The organism is Streptomyces flavusporus (assembly GCF_046267975.1).
In the GTDB taxonomy this organism is placed as follows: Bacteria; Actinomycetota; Actinomycetes; order Streptomycetales; family Streptomycetaceae; genus Streptomyces; species Streptomyces flavusporus.
This window is the reverse complement of record NZ_CP176503.1, coordinates 82,100-100,676: the sequence shown is the minus strand read 5'-3', so window position 1 is coordinate 100,676 and position 18,577 is coordinate 82,100. Positions and strand designations below refer to the sequence as shown.

The window sequence follows — 18,577 nt, the reverse complement described above, 5'->3', positions numbered from 1 at the left end:
TCAGTGGGTTGGAGGGTGCTGGGGCGGTTCTGACTCGTCGTTCTTACTGGTCAGTACGCTAATCATTCCGTTGGGTTCGAGGTAGGCCAGATGTACGCGGGTGGGGTCCTGGATGCCGTGCAGGCGTAGCTGGCTGCGGACTTCCTCGGGAGTCATGAACTCGCGACGCATCACTTTGCGGTCGAACCGTCCGTCTTTGATCAGAGTCTTGGGTCTGGCTTTGATCACTGCTGAGAAGCGAGGGAATCGGCACGCGGCGGCATCCACGGCAACGCTGCAGACGAGGATCGTGGTCACGACGATGACGCCGTCGGTCACGGAGTGGGAGTCGCCGACGAGCCCTCCTGCGGTGGCTTCGGCGATCAGCACGACCAGGAGCACGTCGGTCAGTCCAAGGCCGCCGGATTCGCGCTGGCCGGTGATGCGCATAAGGAGCAGCAGCGACAGGAAGATGACCGCACCGCGGATGATGAGCTCAAGGGCTGGCGTCTCAAGTGTGAACATTGCGCTCAGATCAGGCATGCGCTCTGTCTATCCGGTCTGGTATCAGAAGCCGTATCTCAACCGATCATGGAACGTGCGGGTCGAACAGGTTTCCCGCCGGGGTGATCTTCCCGTTGTACGCGCATGAAGACAGGGCCTCTCGGTAGCTCGGGGATGCGAATCTAACCGAGCAATGCCGGGAGGCCCTGGTGTCGTTGTTGTACGCGTCCGAGCCCGTCCAGTTCAACTCGGCTGCACCATCGTGTGATTGCCTCGCGCACGTGTACGGCAACGCGGCCGATCATCCCGATCGGGTGCGCCGGTATCCGTCGGACATGACGGACGCGGAGTGGGCGGAGGTCCGGCCTTTGCTGCCGGTGCCGGCCTGGCTGCAGGGCAGAGGCGGGCAGCCCGAGGGCTATTGCCACCGCCAGATGCTGGACGCGATCCGCTATTTGGTCGCGGGCGGGATCTCGTGGCGGGCGATGCCCGCGGACTTCCCCGCATGGGGCCGGGTTTACGCCTTCTTCCGCCGCTGGCGCGAGCACGGGCTGATCGCCGAGTTCCATGACCGGCTGCGTGGGACGGTCCGTGAGCGCGAGGGCCGTGAGGCCGAGCCCACGGCGGGGATCATCGACGCGCAGTCGGTGCGGGCCGCCGCGACGGTGCCGGCCTCCTCACGCGGCTACGACGGCGGGAAGAAGGTGCCCGGGCGAAAGCGGCACATCGTGACCGACTGCCTCGGCCTGCTCCTGGTCGTCGCGGTCACCGCCGCGAACATCGGCGACCGGGACGCCGCGGCGGGCCTGCTGCAGCGGCTGCGCCGTCTGCACCGCGACATCACCCTCGTCTGGGCCGACGGCGGCTACACCGGCGGCCTCGTTGGCTGGTGCCGGGACAAACTCGCCCTGACCTTGGAGATCGTCAAGCGCACCGACGACATGACAGGGTTCGTGGTGCTCCCCAGACGCTGGGTGGCAGAGCGCACGTTCGCGTGGTTGATGAACTCCCGCCGTCTGGCCCGTGATTACGAGACTCTGCCCGCTTCCAGCGAGGCGATGATCCGGTGGTCGATGGTTACGCGGATGGGCCGGCGTCTGGCACGTCCACGGGCCGCCGGCCGGCGCTGAACATCCCCGACGTCTCCTGCAGGAGCCACCCCCGCTCTGCCAAGCGCCTGGCCTTCGAGCGCACCCCCTCGACCTTCGCCGGCGTCGTCCCCAGGCCCAGCCCCACCGCGATCTCCTTGGCCTTCGCCGGCCCCCTGCCCGCTGACCGCCGCTCCTCCAGCACGCCCAGAATCCGCTGGTAGTCCGGTGCCAGCACCGACACCGTCAGCCCGTCCCGCCAGGGCGGCACCGTCGAGCCCGGCACCGGCACCGGTGAGCACGCCGTTTCCTGCTCCGCCTCGGTCACGGCAGTCGCCTCGGCCGCGGACGCGGCCAGGGCCTCGACCAACTCCTCCCGCGCGATCACTCGCCGGTCCAGCTCGATCTCCGCGGCCTCCAACACCTCAGCCAACCGCGCGGCTTCCTCCCGCAGACCCTCCACCCGCACGCGGGCAGCCGCCTCCCGCTCCTCCAGCATTCCCAGCACCGACGCCACCGCGCACCCCTCGGTCATGAAGCGGACACAAGACGCCGCATGCCTCCCTCACCCCGAGCGAAACCATGCCTGACCAGCAGAAATCAAGGGATCGCGTTCGGTTGAGATACGGCTTCTCAGAAGCCGTTGTCTTACCGGATGTGATCACTGAGTTTCCGCTGCTCCGGCATGGTTCCGGCGTCGTTGTGGGAGCGTTCGGGCGATCAGTTCGTCCTCGACGATGCGGAGGTGGCCGGTGGCGTCGGTGATGGGTTTGCTGGAGGAGCGGGAGGCCGCTGCCCGGGTGCGGGTGGAGGAGCTTCAGGCGGAGGCGGACCGGATCCTGTCTGAACTCGCCGCGGCCGAGGCGGTGTTGGAACGTCGGGCGATCGCTCGTGTGGAGCTGGCCGAGGCCCTGGCCGCCCCCGGTGATGCGGTGGATGCGGCCGTGGAGGAGGCGCCGGAGCCGGTGCCGGTGGCCAAAGTGGTGAGGGTCCCGGTCGCGGGGTCGATCGTGTCGCACTTCGCGGACGGGATGACGGTGGAGGCGCTCGCGCCGGATTACCGGCGGATCGTGGAGCTGGTGGAGTCCGGTCCGGAAGGCGGTGAGGGGGTGTCGGCGAAGGAGATCGCGTCCGGGCTGGAGCTGGAGTTGGTGCCGGCGAAGATCGAGGGGGTGCGGTCCAAGGCGAGGCGCCTGGCCGAGCGGGGCTGGCTGGCCGTGTCGCCGTCCGGACGGTTCACGCCGCGGCGGCCCACCGCGACTGTTCGGGCCGCCGCCGGGAAGCCGGGCGGGCGAGGCGCCGGCTCATGAGCATGGCCTGCGAGAAGTAGATGAACGCCTCGCTGCTGGCGGGCAGTGTCTCGAAGTCCCGCACCAGGCGGCGCGAGCGCATCAGCCACCCCAGCGTGCGTTCTACTACCCAGCGTCTCGGGAGTACCACGAACCCCTTCATGTCATCGCTGCGTTTGACGATCTGCAGCGTGAGCTGGAGTTTCTCCTTCGCCCAGGCGACCAGGTGGCCGGTGTAGCCGCCGTCGGCCCACACCAGCGTGATCTTGTGGAACCGTGCCCGCAGGCGGGGCAGCATGACGCGGGCGGCCTGACGGTCGGTGACGTCGGCGGCACACACCAGCACCATCAGCAGCAGGCCCAGGCAGTCCGTGATGACGTGCCGGCGCCTTCCGTTGACCTTCTTGCCGCCGTCATAGCCGCGCGTGGCGGCGGGCACCGAAGCGGCGCCCTTGACCGACTGCGAGTCGATGACCGCCGCGGTCGGCTCCGCCTCGCGGCCCTCGGCCTCGCGGGCCCGGCCGCGCAGCCGGTCGTGGAACTCCTTGACCAGGCCGTGCTCCCGCCACCTGCGGAAGAAGGCATACACCCGGTCCCAGGCAGGGAAGTCGGCTGGCATAGAGCGCCACTTGATGCCGTTGTCGGTGACGTACCGGATCGCATCCAGCATCACGCGGTGGCAGTAGCCCTCCGGCTGCCCGCCGCGGCCCTCCAGCCAGGCCGGCACCGGCATCGCGTCCCGCACCACTGCCCACTCCGCGTCCGTCATGTCCGACGGATACACCGGCACCCTCTCCGGGCGGTCGGCCGCGTTTCCGAACCTGTGCGCGAGACAATCACACGCCGAAACCCGGGAGTTGGACGAGACGGGGACCGTCACGCAAGACTGGAACAACAGGGCCTCCTGGCACTCGAGTGGTCGCAAACCCGAGCTACCAAGGGGCCCTGTACTCATGCATCCACCCGGCCGAGATCACCCGACCAAGCACCGTGTTCGATCAGAACCGCCCTCACGATCGATAGAGATACGGCTTCTCAGCTGGCGCGCTGAGCGGGCGCCGTACGGCTGTGGTGAGGCTCGCTACGCCCGGTGAAGTGGACGCTGGCCGTGCTGGTGCTGGCTCCGGCGTCCCCTGGTCTAGTAGGGCTTTGTTAGGTACCCCGATTGATCATCGTCAGGTAGATTGTGATGTTCTGTCAGGTGTGACACCTGAGGAGATGGAGACGGTCCGCCCGCGCCTGGAGGCGTTCGCGGCGGAGATGCTCGGTTCGCTGGCGCGTCGGGACCAGCGGGCCAAGGGCGAGCTGTATCTGCGCGGGCTGATGCTGGACGGCAAGCGCAAGTCCATGCAGCCGATGGCCGAGCGCCTGGGCGTGGACCACCAGCAGCTGCAGCAGTTCGTCTCATCGTCCACCTGGGACTACTCCAAGGTCCGTGAGCGGCTGGCCCGTTGGGCTGCCGCGCACATTTCTCCCGAGGCGTACGCGATCGATGATGTCGGCTTCCCCAAGGACGGCTACGACTCACCGGGGGTGGCGCGGATGTACTGCGGCGCCCTGGGTAAGCGCGGCAACTGCCAGGTCGGCGTCAGTGTGAACCTGGTCAGTGACCGTGCGTCATCGGCTGTCGACTGGCGCCTGTTCCTGCCCGAGAGCTGGGACGACACCAAGTACGGCGAGGACGCGCTGATGGCCGAGGCGATCCGGCGCCGCCGCGCCAAGGCGGGAATCCCGGACACCGAGCGGCACCGGGAGAAGTGGCGCCTGGCGCTGGACATGCTCGACGAGGTGCGCGACAACTGGGAGTTGCCCGACCTTCCGGTCGCCGCCGACGCCGGATACGGCGACGCCACCGGCTTTCGCGAGGGCCTGACCGAGCGCGGCCTGACCTACGCGGTCGCGGTCAAAGCCACCACGACCGCGCACCCCGGCAATGCCACACCCCAACGCCCGCCGTACTCCGGGCAGGGCCGCCCTCCCGTGTCCGCCTACCCCCAACCGCACACCACCCTGCGCGCCCTGGCCCTGGCCGTCGGCCGAGCGGCCACCCGCACCGTCACCTGGCGCCAGGGCAGCAAGGCCACCAGACGCAACCCGAACGCCGAGATGCGCTCGCAGTTCCTGGCCCTGCGGGTCCGACCGGCCAACCGCACCATCCGCCGCGCCGCCGACGGCTCCCTGCCCGACTGCTGGCTGCTCGTCGAGTGGCCACCCGACTCCGCCGAGCCAACCGACTACTGGCTCTCGACGCTTCCCGCCGACACCCCACTGCGCGAACTGGTACGAATCGCCAAGATCCGATGGCGAGTTGAGCACGACTACCGCGAGCTCAAGGACGGTCTGGGCCTGGACCACTTCGAGGGCCGCAACTACCTCGGCTGGCACCGCCACGTCACCCTCGCGTCCCTCGCCCAGGCCTTCTGCACCATGCTCAGGCTCGACCCAAAAGCCCCTGCGCCGGCCTGACCCTCTACGCGGTCCTCCGCGAACTCCAGGCCCTCCTGGCCACCTGGACCGGCGCCTGCTCGATATGCGGCCAACCCGCACCAGCACCCGAACCCCACCACAGGACCTAACAAAGCCCTACTAGGGCCAGGGCGCGTTTGCACGCTGGTTCGGTTGTGAGTCGGCGGCCTCTCGCCTGGCGACAGCGCGACGGCACTTCCACTGCATTGTGTGCCCGGTGCCGTGTGCTGCTCAGGAGCTGTGCGGTCCTCTGCCCGCCTCCGTGGCCGTGGGGTCGGCTTCCGTGGTGAGGCGGCGGTAGGCGGCGCGGGCGTGGATCAGACGGGCCGATGTCGTGCCGATGAGGGCGGCGGTGAGGAGGCAGCCGAGCCAGAAGGTGTCGCGGTGCCCGGCCCAGGTCAGGACGCCCGCGGGCGGGATGGCGAAGCCGTTGAGAAACAGCCAGCACAGCATCGCCGTGCCCGGGGCGGCGGCAAAGCGCGCGCAGAACCCCAGCAGGGCGGCCAGCAGGGACAGGACAGTCAGGGCGATCCCGGGGCTGCCCGGGCCGGCGACGGTGTTGACCAGTGCCACCAGCGCCACTGCTCCGCCGAGGGCCGTGGCCCACACCAGCGGCGTGGCGACGGGCTGCGGGACTGGGCGTGCCCCGCTGCTGAGGGACACCCACTCGGTCATGCTGGCGCTTCCTTCCGGTCCTTCCGGTGCCGAAGACGGGGCGTGCCGGTCACGACGACTACGGCGTGTGGACCCTGGGATTGTCCCACCTGCCTTCCCCGTGTCGGTTCCGTCGGCTGGCTCCGGGGTGCTCGTTAGGGTGACATCAACGGTTTTCCAAAGAAACAGTCAAATCAGCCAGTCGGACAGGGAGGCAGCCGTGGGTGCTGCGCGGATGAGCAGTACGCCATTGCCAGGGATCGGCGTGCGCTACGACCTGACCACCCGGGAGCAGCGCCGCCTGTCCGTGGTGGCCCACCGGGACGGTTCACGGACGCTCAGCGCCTACCGGCAGGACGATCCGGACGCATGCGCACTGTCACTGCGGCTTACCTCAGGGGAGGCGGCGGCGCTCATCGACGCGCTCATGCCCAAGCACCACAGCCCGAGCCTGCTGTCGACGACCGAACTGGGGCTGGTGGCCGAGCGGATCGAGCTGGCGGTCACCTCGCACTGGAACGGGCGGCTGCTGGGCGACACCCGGATGCGCACGGAGACCGGCGTGTCGATCGTGGCCGTGCTCCGGCGCGCCGAGGCGATACCCTCGCCCGGCCCCGAATTCCGGCTGGCCGGAGGCGACACCCTGATCGTGATCGGGACCCGCGAAGGCGTCGAGGCCGCCGCCGCCATACTCGGACGGGAGTGATCCGCGATGCACTCGTCTGCGGTCTTCCTGATCGAGTTCGGCGCGATCATCCTCGGCCTGGGACTGCTGGGCCGGTTCGCCGGGCGCTTCCAGTTCTCGCCGATCCCGCTGTACCTGCTCGCTGGGCTCGCCTTCGGCGAGGGCGGTCTGCTGCCGCTGGGGGCGAGCGAGGAGTTCGTGGCGATCGGCGCCGAGATCGGCGTGATCCTGCTGCTGCTCATGCTGGGGTTGGAGTACACGGCCAGCGACCTGGTCTCCAACCTCAAGACGCAGTACCCGGCCGGGCTGGTCGACGCAGCACTGAACGCGCTGCCCGGTGCCGCCATGGCGCTGCTCCTGGGCTGGGGCCCGGTGGCAGCCGTCGTGCTGGCTGGCGTCACATGGATCTCCTCCTCCGGCGTCATCGCCAAGGTCCTCGGCGACCTCGGACGGCTCGGCAACCGGGAGACACCGGTGATTCTGAGCATCCTGGTCCTGGAGGACCTCTCCATGGCCGTCTACCTGCCGATCATCACCGCCCTCCTGGCCGGGACCAGCCTCGCGGCCGGCAGCATCACACTGGCCATCGCCCTCGGCGTCGCCGGGCTGGTGCTCTTGCTCGCGGTGCGCTACGGACGGCACATCTCCCGCTTCGTCTCCAGCGAGGACCCCGAGAAGCTGCTGCTGGTGATCCTCGGCCTCACCCTCCTCGTCGCGGGCATCGCTCAGGAGCTGCAAGTCTCCGCGGCCGTCGGCGCGTTTCTCGTCGGCATTGCCCTGTCCGGGGAAGTAGCCGAGGGCGCGCACAACCTGCTGGCGCCGCTGCGGGACCTGTTCGCCGCGGTCTTCTTCGTCTTCTTCGGCCTGCACACCGACCCGGCCAGCATCCCGCCCGTGCTGCTGCCCGCGCTCGGACTGGCCCTCATCACCGCACTGACGAAGATCGCCACCGGGTACTGGGCGGCGAAGCGCGCCGGTGTCTCCGCCAAAGGCCGGTGGCGGGCGGGCGGTACGCTGGTCGCGCGCGGCGAGTTCTCCATCGTGATTGCCGGCCTCGCGGTCACCGCCGGGATCGAGCCCTCGCTCGGCCCGCTGGCCACGGCCTATGTACTCGTCCTTGTGATCCTCGGCCCCCTCGCTGCCCGTTACACCGAGCCCGTCGCCCTGCGCTTGGCCGCTCGGCTGGGCAAGGCGGCGCCGAGGGGCCAGACCCGCGCCAAAGCGAAGGCGCCGCTCGCAGAGTCGCAGGACGTGGTGGATGGTCCGAATACGGTCGGCCGGTCATGAGCGAGGACGGCTGGGCGGCGCTGACCGCGCGTGACACGGTCGTGCTGGTCGCCGTCCTGGCCGTCTACCTCGGTGGGATCGTCGGCATCGCACGCAACCTGCCCCGGCTGCTGATGCGCGACCAAGCTTGGCGCCGGGACACCGAACGGTACCCTGCCTCCATTGCCCTCACCCTGGCCGTGCTGATCGTGTCGTGGCAGGTGAGCATCCCGTACCTGGCCTGGCGCATGGCCGTGCGGCGACGAGGGCGCTCCGACTGAGAGGCATGCGGTCTGCGGGGCCAGTCGCAGCGTGGTCGAAAGAGGATCACCGGCCTCCGGAGCGGGAGCTTTCGCGTGCCGCATCACGGGTCCGGTGCCGGATCTGCATGCGGGACGGCAGCCGGCGCGCGGCGGCTGGGCAGGCGGGTCGTTGTGGCCTCGAGGGCGCGGGCGAGCAGGTGGGAGCGTCCGGCGACGATGGGGCTGAGGACTGCGAGGACGAGGACGTAGCTGGCGATAAACGGGGCGAGGCGGCTGTCGAGGTTGGCACTGGCGGCCATGGCGGCCAGGATCAGTGCGAACTCGCCGCGCCCGAGGAGTGTGGTGGCGATGTTCGCGGCGGGCTGGGGGCCGTAGCTGTACAGCCGAGCGGTGAGCAGTCCGGCGGCCACGTTCATGGTGATGGTCAGTGCTGCGGCGATGGCGACCGGCGCGGCGACGGAGGTGATGTCGGCCGGGTTGATGGCCAGGCCGAAGGCGAAGAAGAAGATCGCGGCGAAGGCGTCGCGCAGCGGATGCACCAGTTCTCGGATCCGCGGCCCGGACGGGGTCCCGGCGAGGATCAGGCCGACCATGAAGGCACCGATGGCGTCGACGACTCCGAGGACCTCGGAGACGCCGGCGATGAGGATCGCGGCGCCGAGGAAGCTGATGACCAGCAGTTCGTTGTCGCGCACTGCGATCAGGCGCCCGATCAAGCGGGTGCCGTAGCGGGCTGCGACGGCCAGCACCATCAGGAATGCGAACGCCTTGGCCGCCTGAAGGATCGTTTCCGTGATGCCTTGGGCGCCGCTGATGACGGGCTGGAGTGCGGCCAGATACAGAGCGAGGAAGATGTCCTCCACGACCGTGACGCCGAGGATCAGACGGGTCTCGGGGCGGCCGATGCGGCCGAGATCGACGAGGATCTTGGTGACGATCGCGGAGGAGGAGATACCCAGGACACCGGAAAGGACCAAGGATTCCCGGGACCCCCAGCCCAGGGCGAATCCGAAGCCCAGACCCGCGCCGACGTTCAGCAGCAGGTAGATCCCGCCGGCGGCCAGCAGACGCCTGCCGCCGCGCTTGAGATCGTCGAGGTGGAACTCCAGACCCAGGTAGAACAGCAGCAGCACCAGGCCGAGCGCGGAGAGCATCTCGAAGTCATGCGCGTCCTCGACCAGGACCACGCCGGGTGTATGGGGGCCGAGCAGGATGCCGGCGAGCATGAACAGCGGGATGGTCGGCAGGCCGATCCGGCTGCCGAGGCGGGCGAAGACTGCCGCGGCCAGGAAGGCGCCGCCCATGGCGAGCAGAGTGTCAGCATGTCCCACGGGTCACCACCTTCCGCACACGTGAGGCACAGGGTGTCGCAACTGACGGGAGTGGATAGGGCCTCCTTCGTTCCCGGGCCTGTCAGACCCTGATGGCCGTTGCCGGGACGCGGTATACGAGCGGGTAAGGGAAGGTCAGTGGTCCGGGTCGTGCGGGGGCGCGAGCGCGTAGGTCGCCATCCCCGCCGTGACCAGGCCGGTTGCCAGGAGCAGGCCCTGCGGCAGCACCATGCCCGTGATCATCATCGCCACAGAGAGGGCCAGCAGCGCCCAGGCCAGGCCACGCCGTCGCCGGTATTCGCGCGGCTGACGCGGGTGACCTGTTTCCAGACCGCGGGCGAAATGAGGATCACTTCGCTGCGTCTGTGCCTCAAGATCGTGCAGTGGATTGGTGCCGGGCTGCGCCATGACTCCTCCTCCCGGAAGACCGGCAGGTCGAGGGGGCTATGCCACCGTCACACGCAGCCTTGCGGCATCACCATCGGGCCCAATACCCATTTCCGCAGGTGCCCCATACCCACGACCTGCCGACACCTGGGTGCCGTGCACGAGGCCCGGCACCCGGGGGCGCTGCTAGGTCAGCGGCATCGCGGCTGGGGTGATCGCATCCCGTCGCCGGGGGGCGCCTGGGTGAGGCGGCAGGTCGTCAGCCGTGCGGGTGTCAGCTGGGCTGGGGCAGGGTGTACTGGACGGGCAGGACACGGACGGCCGGGTCGGGAGCCGACAGCACTTCGCGCAACTGATGGTTTTCCAAGGTCAGTTGGTTGACCACCCGGACAAGCCCTTCAACGTCGGCCCGGAGTTGTCCGAGCTCGGCTTTGTCCTTCTCGCGGAGTTCCTTGAGCCGAACGACCTGTTTGCGGAGCCGGGTCTCGGCGTCCGTGGGCTGCCCGCGCTCTTTGACCTTGGCGTAGAACTCGTTCTTCAGGTCGAGGTGGCGCTGGGTGAGGGCGTTGCGGGGTACGCAGGCCTCGATGGCGAGGGCCACGATGGTCAGGGTCCCGTTGGAGCGCTCGGGTCGGCCGGTCAGGATGCGGTCCATGGCGGCGCGGATGCGGTCGCGCTCGTCTACTGCTCCGCTCACGGTGTGGTGTCCTTCAGGGTGATCCGGGTGCGGTCGTGGGCGTCGGCGATGCCGCGCAGGCGCTCGGCCTGGTCGCGTAGCCGTTCACTGATCGGCTGCGGCACGTGCGTGGCCTGTTTGTCCAGGGCGTCGGCGCGGTCGCGAAGTCGGGTGGCGTGGTGGTCGGTACGGACGATGTTGCCGCAGCCGGGCACGCAGTGATCGAGCCGCGGAGAATCGCGGACTCCAGTGCGGTGGCACAGGGTCTGTTCACGTTTGTAGTGGCACAACAGCAGCGCCTGGGGGTTGTCGTAGAGGAGGGCACCGTCGTTGGCGAGCAGGCGGCGGGCGGTGGTGGCGTTGATGACGGTGCCCTCGAAGCGCGGAGCGCGGGCGGCTGTCTTGATGGCACGCCGGGCCGCCGGGCCGGAGAGGCCGCCGCCGGCCTCCAGATCGTCATTGAGGTCGGCGACGGTGTCGGCCACGGCGCGGACGGTCTCTATGTCGATCAGCTCATGGATGCCGTCCCGGCTGCGCGCGGCATAGCCCTCGGAGACCAGCGCGGTGCGCAGGTGTCCGTACTGGATGGCCAGGGCGACGAGCCCGCCCGGGCGGCGGGCGATGTGCCAGGCCAGGGTTCTGGGAAAGCGTCGGGTGCCGACCGCACCATGCGGGTCGGGCGGGATCATCTCGCCGGGCAGGCCGTGGCGGGCGGCTTCGGCGTTGGCCCAGACGACGAAGTCCTCGATCCGCACCCGCAGGGCGGGTGAGCGCAGCGAGCCGGTGCCGGGGCCAGCCATGGCGCCGTGCACGGCGTGGCTGAACAACAGCTCGCCAGGCGCCACCATGCGCTCCAGCACGCGGATGGCGTTGACGACGGGGGCGATGGCCACCCACGGGACATCGCGCTCGCGCCCGGCAGAGTGGTGGTTACCGTGCTCGTCGGTGGCGTTCTTGAACTCATGCCCGTAGATCAGGTGCCGGCCGATGCGGCCGGAGGCGTCGGGATCGGGATCCGGGCAGCAGCCATGGCGCAGCCCGAGCACTACTGGCGGGAGGGAGATATTCCGACCGTGCGCTATGCCCGTGCTGAGCCGTTTTTCAGAACCTGATCGGTCGGAGGTCCACCTGCTGTCTCAGGGCGCCGGTCGCCAACCGTCCCCGGCCAGTGCGCAGGGCGGGCGGGGACGCACGTTCCCGAAGGGGACGAAGCAGGCGCGCTGACGCAGGTCGCCACAGGCCCCTGACCGTCCTGTCGGACCCGGCTGCGAAGATCAGACCCATGGATCTCGCTGACGCCCTCGCCGGCCTCGACGCCCACCCCTGGGCCTCCGTCTCGCACGCCTACGGCCCCGCCGAGGACCTGCCCGACCTGCTGCGCGCCCTCGCCGAGGGCGGCGGGGATGCCGAGGAGGCGATCTCCGAGCTGTACTCGTGCATCCTCCACCAGGGCACGGTGTATTCCGCCAGCGTGGACGCCGTCCCGTACCTCGCCCGGATCGCCGCTGCTGCCCGGCCCGGGACGACCGAAGTCCTCTGCCTGCTCGGCGGATTGGCCGAGAGCGATGACGAATGGGAGATCGCGCCGGGCGCCGTCCGGGCCGCCGTTGCCACCCAAATCCCGCTGCTGATACCGCTGCTGGCACATGAAGTCGTGAACGTCCGGCTGCTCACCGCCTGGACGCTCGGCCACACCGGGAATACCGAGGCCGCCCCGGTCGCCCTGCGAAGCCGGTGGACGGCCGAGGCCGATCCCGGTGTCCGGGCCGAACTGCTCATCGCCCTCGGCCGGGTCGACCTCTCCGGCGCCGCCGTCGAGACCCGCGCGCTGCTCGGTGCAGACACGCCCGCGCCGCTGCGTCTGGCCGCGCTCCTCGTCGCTCTGGCCGCCGGGGAGCCTTGGACCGACGCCCACCACGATGCCGCGCTCGGCCTGCTGCCCGCCCGCGAATTCACCGTCGACCGGTACAGCATGCACCACCGAGAGCCGCTGCACGCGATCGTCGACAGCCTGCTGCGCCGCGAGACCGAGGCAGACCGCGAGGCCGCCTTCGCCCTGCTGGACGCCGCCCTGCGCGACGGCCGCCCCGAGGTGCGGGCCGAGGCGCTCTCCGCGGCCGACCACGCCTGCTACCTCTCCCGCAGCGCTCCCCAGCGACTCGTCCCGGCCATCGCCCCACTCGCCGCCGAGTACCCGGCGTCAACCCTGCTCGGCAAGCTCGGCCCGGCCGCCGCCGAGGCCGCGCCAGCCCTCGCCGAACTCGCCGCCCAACCCGACGACGAGGCGGCTGACCAGGCATTGGCCGTGCTCGTCCGGGTCGCGCCCCGACAGGCCGCCCCGCTGCTGGCCCGGGACCTCGACCGGCGCCCCCGCGCGCTCGACGCCGCAGGAGACTTCCAGGCCCCCGCCTTCCCCTTCGACCCGGCCCTGCTCGCCGCCGTCCGCGCACGCCTGGCCGCAGACGGGCTCGGCAACAACGAGACCGCCGACCTGGTCCACCTGCTGCGTCAGTGGGGCCCGCAGGCCGCTGCCGCCTTGCCCGAGCTGTACGCCGTGCTGCCCCGCTTCCAGTACGCGGCCACCGCCATCACCGCCGTGGCAGCCGCCGGCCCGCAGGCCGAGCGCGAGCAGGCCGGCGCCGTGCTGCGTGCCGCCGCCGGGTCGCTGATGGTGGCGCGGGCCCACCACGACCTCACCGGCGAGACCGACGTCCTGCTCGACGCCGTCGCCAAGGCGCTCGCCGCCGGTCCGCGCGAGGTCGCCGAGGCCGCCCAGGCCGCCGCCACCCTGGGCGCGACGGCCGCCGGACTGCTCCCCGCCCTGCGGGCAGCCGTCAGTGAGGACGCCGAGCCGACCACCCCGCAACTGGACCGCGACATCGCGATCGCCACCGCCCTGTGGCAGATCGACGGCGACGCCGAGGAAGCCGTCACGATCCTGGCCTCCGTCCTCGACCGCACCACCGGCAACCAGCTCTGGTACCGGTGGACCGTCGTCCGCGCCATCCGCACAACCGCCCTCCTCGGCGCGGCCGCCCGGCCCCTGATCCCCCGACTGGAACAACTGCTCGCTGACCCCGAGAAGGCCCCTGCTGCCGCCCTCGCACTGCTCGCCATCACCGACCCCGACGTCGTCGACCTCGGCCAACTCGCCGAGGCAGCCCTCCACTCCGCCGAAACCGGAGCGGACATCTCCGGCGCCTGCGAGGCCCTCCAAGCCCTCGGTGCCACCGCCCTGAGCACCCACCAGCGCCTGCGCGTCGCCGAACTCGCCGAGCAGGACCGGCGCATCGTCGGCTCAGGCGTCGCGAACAGCATCATCCGCGAGGACGAGCGGCTGCGCGCCATCCTGACCGCCATCTGATCCCGAGGCCGGGGCGGACGAGTAATCGATCGCCGCCCCGGCCCGCCCCGGATAGCATGCTGCCGGATGGATCCTGCCGCTGACTGTGCCGCCATCGCCGGGTCGGGAGCCGAGCTGCGGTGACCCACATGCAATGAATCGACTGACCGCGGGGAACCGTAGTACGCGTGTTGCGGGCTCGTACGTTCGGCGTGATCCGCGCAAGGTGACCTAACGGCTCTTGCGGGCGTCGTCCTCAGCCCGTGCAGCGAGGTACTCAGCCCAGTCGCGTCTGGCGTACGCGACCCAGCGGATCGCGGTGTGGCGGTGCATGCCGGTCAGGTCGGCGAGGATCGGGCTGGGGAGATCAGCGGCGAGGGCGGCCAGCGCCCCGTTGCGCGCGGTGCGAACCGGGATGCCGTGCCGGTTGAGTTTCTGGGTCATGCCGTGCGTCGAGATCGGCTTGCCCGGGACCATGCCCGGGAAGAGCCACTGGGCACCTGGGTGGGCTCGCGAGAGCTGCGGCCGCAGTTGGGGCTGTTCGGCAAGTTGCCGAAGGAGTTCGGCGAGCCGTGGGGGCAGCAGGACGGGGTGGCGGCCCAGGACGAGGTGGGCGTGCTTGTCACCGAACTTGAGGTGTTCAGGCGTCAGGTGGCAAAGACGTTCGGTGGACAGGCCGAACAGGAGGGTGATCGCGCCGCCGGCGCGGACGTCCGTCGGCAGGGCATCGTCGGTCAGGCAGCGTTGGAGGAGCCGCCAGCGATCGTCGTCGTCGAGCAGGTCCTGGGGCTCCTGGCTCGGGATGGAGGGGACGGTCAGTTCGCGGGTGAGCCGGCGGCTCGTGGTCCATTTCAGGAAGTAGCGGATCAGGTAGCGCCGCTGGCTGGTGGCCCCGGCGATCCAGTCGTCGATGTGCTCCTGGGCGAGGTCGGCGAGGGCCAGGCCGCGTTGGTCCATCCAGGCCAGGAAGTCCAGGGCGACGCTGACGCGGCGCCGCAGGTCGCGGTCGGCGGAGGCGGGATGGCGGCGCATGGCGGCCCGTTGGCGTGCCCGTCGGAGCAGAAACCAGTGCAGGAAGGGATGGGCGAGGTTGGCGTGCGCGGCCGGCTTGTCCGCGAGTTCGTGCTCCAGCCAGCCCGGGATGCGTTCGAGGTCCTCATTGCGCTCCTCCAACACCTTTGTATGGACGAGGAGTTGGCGGATGTAGCGTTGGTTCCGGCTGGGCGGGAGCTCGTCCAGCAGCTCGTGGCTGAGCTCGTGCCCTTCGGACGCCAGCCGGGCGACGAGCTTGGTGTTCGGGCTCTCCTTGAGCCACTGGATGGCGGGGAAGGGCGAGGGAGCGTCCGCCAGCGCGGCCGCGAGTGGTTCCAGCTGTGGGGTGATCGTGCCGTCGGGCCCGGCCAGCAGGGCGTTGACCCGCTCGGCGAGGACACAGTGAGCGCATCGGCCGCGGCTATGGGGATTGCCCGTCCGGCCGCACTGCTTGCAGGTGTAGTCGGCGGCGAAGCCGACACATGGTCCGCAGACCTCGGCGCCGTCGTCATCCCGCGCGATCAGTGGCTGGACCATGCCGCAGAGAGGGCACTCGGCCGGTGAGCGGAGCACGGCGGTGTAGCAGGTCATGCAGACCGGCCCGATCGGCCAACGGGTGTTGACCGGCTTGGTTCGGCCGCAGCGGGCGCACGGCTCGCCGGTGCGATGACGCTGGTAGCAGGTGGCGCAGAGCGGCTGGCCCTGTTCGTCGAGGCTGGCGCAGGGGCGGACTCGGCTGCAGATCGAGCAGGTCGCGTCGGGGCCCTGGTAGCAGCCGTCGCAGAGGTCCGGCTGCCCGTCGCGCGCGTTGCGGGCGATGCGCTTGAGTTGTCCGTACCGACCGCAGAGCCGCCGTGGCCGGCGATGGCGGTTGTAGCAGAGGTGGCAGAGTGCGCCGTCGTCGTCAACGAGGGCGGCGGCTGCGGTCTTTCTGCAGCTCACGCAGGTGTGCATGGGGCGTTTCCAGCACTTGATGCATAGCCCTCGGCCGTCGTCCCGTCGTACCACCGGGTGTCGGAACTGCCCGCATTCGGCGCACTCCTCGAACGTGGTGGGGTCGGCGCGGTAACAGCGGTTGCAGATCGGTCCCTCGGGGTGCCGGGCGACGACGCGCTGGCCGTCACGGTGGCACCGTGCGCAGGTTTCGCGTTGGCGGCTTCGGGCGTCGCACGAACCGCAGAGCCGCCCCTCAGGGCGGAGTTGCCGCAGGTCAGACCGGATCTTTCCGCAGTGTGCGCATCCGGGACGGACCACAGGGTGCCCGGCATCATGCAGGACTTCAGCGAGCCGAAGCAGGACCGGTGGACAGAGCGAGCTGCCTGACGTCAGCGCGTCGGGGTGGGCCGCGAGGTGTCCGGCCAGTTCTTCCAGGCAGCGAGCCGCCCCGCGGGTGGGGATCGGCATCGCGGTCACCAGCGCGGCCTCGGCGTCCTGGCGGCCGAGCGACGGCAGAGCCGCGGTGAGGTGGCCGACGACGGCGGCCGTCGCGGCCTCCAAGCGGGCTGCCTGCGCGGCGAGCCGGGCGACGGTTGACGGAGCAGTCGGAGAGGATGCGCTCACAAGCCCTCCGGCCGTCGGATCGAGGTGCGGCGCACGGCCGGAAGCGGGCCGGGCCCCTCCCCGCCGGCGGTCTTGCGTACCTCTTCGTTGACGACCTGGACCTCGATGAGGTCGTTGGGCTGGCATCCGAGGATGTCACACAGAGCCGCGAGGGTGTCCATCGACAGCCGCTGCGGCGGCTGCGTGACCAGGCGGAAGACCTGCTCGCGCGAGAGGTTGACGCCCCGTTCGGCCAGCAGCGGCACCAGGTCAGTAGTCTGAGAAGCCGTATCTCTATCGATCGTGAGGGCGGTTCTGATCGAACACGGTGCTTGGTCGGGTGATCTCGGCCGGGTGGATGCATGAGTACAGGGCCCCTTGGTAGCTCGGGTTTGCGACCACTCGAGTGCCAGGAGGCCCTGTTGTTCCAGTCTTGCGTGACGGTCCCCGTCTCGTCCAACTCCCGGGTTCGGCGTGTGATTGTCTCGCGCACAGGTTCGGAAACGCGGCCGACCGCCCGGAGAGGGTGCCGGTGTATCCGTCGGACATGACGGACGCGGAGTGGGCAGTGGTGCGGGACGCGATGCCGGTGCCGGCCTGGCTGGAGGGCCGCGGCGGGCAGCCGGAGGGCTACTGCCACCGCGTGATGCTGGATGCGATCCGGTACGTCACCGACAACGGCATCAAGTGGCGCTCTATGCCAGCCGACTTCCCTGCCTGGGACCGGGTGTATGCCTTCTTCCGCAGGTGGCGGGAGCACGGCCTGGTCAAGGAGTTCCACGACCGGCTGCGCGGCCGGGCCCGCGAGGCCGAGGGCCGCGAGGCGGAGCCGACCGCGGCGGTCATCGACTCGCAGTCGGTCAAGGGCGCCGCTTCGGTGCCCGCCGCCACGCGCGGCTATGACGGCGGCAAGAAGGTCAACGGAAGGCGCCGGCACGTCATCACGGACTGCCTGGGCCTGCTGCTGATGGTGCTGGTGTGTGCCGCCGACGTCACCGACCGTCAGGCCGCCCGCGTCATGCTGCCCCGCCTGCGGGCACGGTTCCACAAGATCACGCTGGTGTGGGCCGACGGCGGCTACACCGGCCACCTGGTCGCCTGGGCGAAGGAGAAACTCCAGCTCACGCTGCAGATCGTCAAACGCAGCGATGACATGAAGGGGTTCGTGGTACTCCCGAGACGCTGGGTAGTAGAACGCACGCTGGGGTGGCTGATGCGCTCGCGCCGCCTGGTGCGGGACTTCGAGACACTGCCCGCCAGCAGCGAGGCGTTCATCTACTTCTCGCAGGCCATGCTCATGAGCCGGCGCCTCGCCCGCCCGGCTTCCCGGCGGCGGCCCGAACAGTCGCGGTGGGCCGCCGCGGCGTGAACCGTCCGGACGGCGACACGGCCAGCCAGCCCCGCTCGGCCAGGCGCCTCGCCTTGGACCGCACCCCCTCGATCTTCGCCGGCACCAACTCCAGCTCCAGCCCGGACGCGATCTCCTTCGCCGACACCCCCTCACCGCCTTCCGGACCGGACTCCACCAGCTCCACGATCCGCCGGTAATCCGGCGCGAGCGCCTCCACCGTCATCCCGTCCGCGAAGTGCGACACGATCGACCCCGCGACCGGGACCCTCACCACTTTGGCCACCGGCACCGGCTCCGGCGCCTCCTCCACGGCCGCATCCACCGCATCACCGGGGGCGGCCAGGGCCTCGGCCAGCTCCACACGAGCGATCGCCCGACGTTCCAACACCGCCTCGGCCACGGCGAGTTCAGACAGGATCCGGTCCGCCTCCGCCTGAAGCTCCTCCACCCGCACCCGGGCAGCGGCCTCCCGCTCCTCCAGCAAACCCATCACCGACGCCACCGGCCACCTCCGCATCGTCGAGGACGAACTGATCGCCCGAACGCTCCCACAACGACGCCGGAACCATGCCGGAGCAGCGGAAACTCAGTGATCACATCCGGTAAGACAACGGCTTCTACGTGGTGGCGCTCAAGCCGCGCAACGGTGTCTGGGCCTCGGTCGCCAGCCGCACCCCCCCATTGAGAAGCCGTCTCTCAACCGAACGTGATCGGTTGATCCTTG

19 protein-coding genes are annotated in these 18,577 nt (G+C 70.1%); 8 read left to right on the top strand and 11 right to left on the bottom strand.

Features of this window, described 5'->3' with window-relative positions:
* Positions 1 to 522 carry a DUF421 domain-containing protein gene (locus ACKTSN_RS00560; protein WP_409467251.1) on the bottom strand — a complete coding sequence of 174 codons (522 nt, stop codon included), beginning with the start codon at positions 520 to 522 and terminating at the stop codon, positions 1 to 3.
* 242 nt (positions 523 to 764) lie between these two features.
* Between ACKTSN_RS00560 and ACKTSN_RS00555 the strand changes: the two genes are divergently transcribed.
* Positions 765 to 1,613, top strand: a complete 849-nt coding sequence (locus ACKTSN_RS00555) for an IS5 family transposase (protein WP_409467250.1) — start codon at positions 765 to 767, stop codon at positions 1,611 to 1,613.
* Here ACKTSN_RS00555 and ACKTSN_RS00550 read toward each other — a convergent pair.
* Positions 1,561 to 2,106 carry a hypothetical protein gene (locus tag ACKTSN_RS00550; RefSeq protein ID WP_409467249.1) on the bottom strand — a complete coding sequence of 182 codons (546 nt, stop codon included), beginning with the start codon at positions 2,104 to 2,106 and terminating at the stop codon, positions 1,561 to 1,563. The genes ACKTSN_RS00555 and ACKTSN_RS00550 overlap by 53 nt on opposite strands.
* A gap of 217 nt (positions 2,107 to 2,323) precedes the next feature.
* On the opposite strand from ACKTSN_RS00550, the gene ACKTSN_RS00545 reads away from it, so the two are divergent.
* The gene (locus ACKTSN_RS00545; protein WP_409467248.1) at positions 2,324 to 2,881 is read left to right on the top strand and encodes a hypothetical protein; all 558 of its coding nucleotides are present in this window, start codon (positions 2,324 to 2,326) and stop codon (positions 2,879 to 2,881) included.
* Here ACKTSN_RS00545 and ACKTSN_RS00540 read toward each other — a convergent pair.
* A complete protein-coding gene (locus ACKTSN_RS00540) occupies positions 2,808 to 3,629 on the bottom strand; it encodes an IS5 family transposase (RefSeq protein ID WP_409467177.1) in 822 nt (273 codons plus the stop codon). The genes ACKTSN_RS00545 and ACKTSN_RS00540 overlap by 74 nt on opposite strands.
* Before the next feature lie 434 nt (positions 3,630 to 4,063).
* Between ACKTSN_RS00540 and ACKTSN_RS00535 the strand changes: the two genes are divergently transcribed.
* Positions 4,064 to 5,326, top strand: a complete 1,263-nt coding sequence (locus ACKTSN_RS00535; RefSeq protein ID WP_409467247.1) for an IS701 family transposase — start codon at positions 4,064 to 4,066, stop codon at positions 5,324 to 5,326.
* 231 nt (positions 5,327 to 5,557) lie between these two features.
* Here the strand turns inward: ACKTSN_RS00535 and ACKTSN_RS00530 are convergent, their stop codons facing one another.
* On the bottom strand, positions 5,558 to 6,001 hold the full coding sequence (locus tag ACKTSN_RS00530; protein WP_409467246.1) for a hypothetical protein: 444 nt from the start codon (positions 5,999 to 6,001) through the stop codon (positions 5,558 to 5,560).
* Positions 6,002 to 6,215: 214 nt separating this feature from the next.
* Here ACKTSN_RS00530 and ACKTSN_RS00525 point away from each other — a divergent pair, with 214 nt between their 5' ends.
* Genes ACKTSN_RS00525 through ACKTSN_RS00515 form a run of 3 tightly spaced genes read left to right on the top strand, consistent with a single transcriptional unit; the run spans position 6,216 to position 8,212 of the window.
* Positions 6,216 to 6,686: a cation:proton antiporter regulatory subunit gene (locus tag ACKTSN_RS00525; protein ID WP_409467245.1), complete on the top strand. Its 471-nt coding sequence runs from the start codon at positions 6,216 to 6,218 to the stop codon at positions 6,684 to 6,686.
* Between the two features lie 6 nt (positions 6,687 to 6,692).
* Positions 6,693 to 7,952 (top strand): cation:proton antiporter, encoded by a 1,260-nt coding sequence (locus ACKTSN_RS00520; protein ID WP_409467244.1) that lies wholly within the window; start codon positions 6,693 to 6,695, stop codon positions 7,950 to 7,952.
* Positions 7,949 to 8,212, top strand: coding sequence for a hypothetical protein (locus ACKTSN_RS00515; protein ID WP_409467243.1), 264 nt, complete (start codon positions 7,949 to 7,951; stop codon positions 8,210 to 8,212). The genes ACKTSN_RS00520 and ACKTSN_RS00515 overlap by 4 nt, the downstream gene beginning before the upstream one ends.
* Before the next feature lie 83 nt (positions 8,213 to 8,295).
* Here ACKTSN_RS00515 and ACKTSN_RS00510 read toward each other — a convergent pair whose 3' ends face one another.
* The 4 genes from ACKTSN_RS00510 to ACKTSN_RS00495 form a co-directional block, all read right to left on the bottom strand.
* Positions 8,296 to 9,525 (bottom strand): cation:proton antiporter, encoded by a 1,230-nt coding sequence (locus ACKTSN_RS00510; RefSeq protein ID WP_409467242.1) that lies wholly within the window; start codon positions 9,523 to 9,525, stop codon positions 8,296 to 8,298.
* A 135-nt stretch (positions 9,526 to 9,660) separates the two neighbouring features.
* The gene (locus tag ACKTSN_RS00505; protein ID WP_409467241.1) at positions 9,661 to 9,933 is read right to left on the bottom strand and encodes a DUF3325 family protein; all 273 of its coding nucleotides are present in this window, start codon (positions 9,931 to 9,933) and stop codon (positions 9,661 to 9,663) included.
* 253 nt (positions 9,934 to 10,186) lie between these two features.
* A complete protein-coding gene (locus tag ACKTSN_RS00500; protein ID WP_409467240.1) occupies positions 10,187 to 10,609 on the bottom strand; it encodes a hypothetical protein in 423 nt (140 codons plus the stop codon).
* The gene (locus ACKTSN_RS00495) at positions 10,606 to 11,634 is read right to left on the bottom strand and encodes a hypothetical protein (RefSeq protein WP_409467239.1); all 1,029 of its coding nucleotides are present in this window, start codon (positions 11,632 to 11,634) and stop codon (positions 10,606 to 10,608) included. The genes ACKTSN_RS00500 and ACKTSN_RS00495 overlap by 4 nt, the downstream gene beginning before the upstream one ends.
* Before the next feature lie 236 nt (positions 11,635 to 11,870).
* Here ACKTSN_RS00495 and ACKTSN_RS00490 point away from each other — a divergent pair, with 236 nt between their 5' ends.
* Complete coding sequence (locus ACKTSN_RS00490) at positions 11,871 to 13,952, top strand: hypothetical protein (RefSeq protein WP_409467238.1); 2,082 nt, start codon at positions 11,871 to 11,873, stop codon at positions 13,950 to 13,952.
* A gap of 210 nt (positions 13,953 to 14,162) precedes the next feature.
* Here ACKTSN_RS00490 and ACKTSN_RS00485 read toward each other — a convergent pair whose 3' ends face one another.
* Positions 14,163 to 16,523, bottom strand: coding sequence for an XRE family transcriptional regulator (locus tag ACKTSN_RS00485; protein WP_409467237.1), 2,361 nt, complete (start codon positions 16,521 to 16,523; stop codon positions 14,163 to 14,165).
* Positions 16,520 to 16,822 (bottom strand): helix-turn-helix domain-containing protein, encoded by a 303-nt coding sequence (locus ACKTSN_RS00480; protein WP_409474694.1) that lies wholly within the window; start codon positions 16,820 to 16,822, stop codon positions 16,520 to 16,522. The genes ACKTSN_RS00485 and ACKTSN_RS00480 overlap by 4 nt, the downstream gene beginning before the upstream one ends.
* 227 nt (positions 16,823 to 17,049) lie before the next feature.
* On the opposite strand from ACKTSN_RS00480, the gene ACKTSN_RS00475 reads away from it, so the two are divergent.
* Positions 17,050 to 17,871: an IS5 family transposase gene (locus ACKTSN_RS00475; RefSeq protein ID WP_409467177.1), complete on the top strand. Its 822-nt coding sequence runs from the start codon at positions 17,050 to 17,052 to the stop codon at positions 17,869 to 17,871.
* Here ACKTSN_RS00475 and ACKTSN_RS00470 read toward each other — a convergent pair.
* Complete coding sequence (locus tag ACKTSN_RS00470; RefSeq protein WP_409467176.1) at positions 17,798 to 18,355, bottom strand: hypothetical protein; 558 nt, start codon at positions 18,353 to 18,355, stop codon at positions 17,798 to 17,800. The genes ACKTSN_RS00475 and ACKTSN_RS00470 overlap by 74 nt on opposite strands.
* Positions 18,356 to 18,577 lie beyond the last annotated feature (222 nt).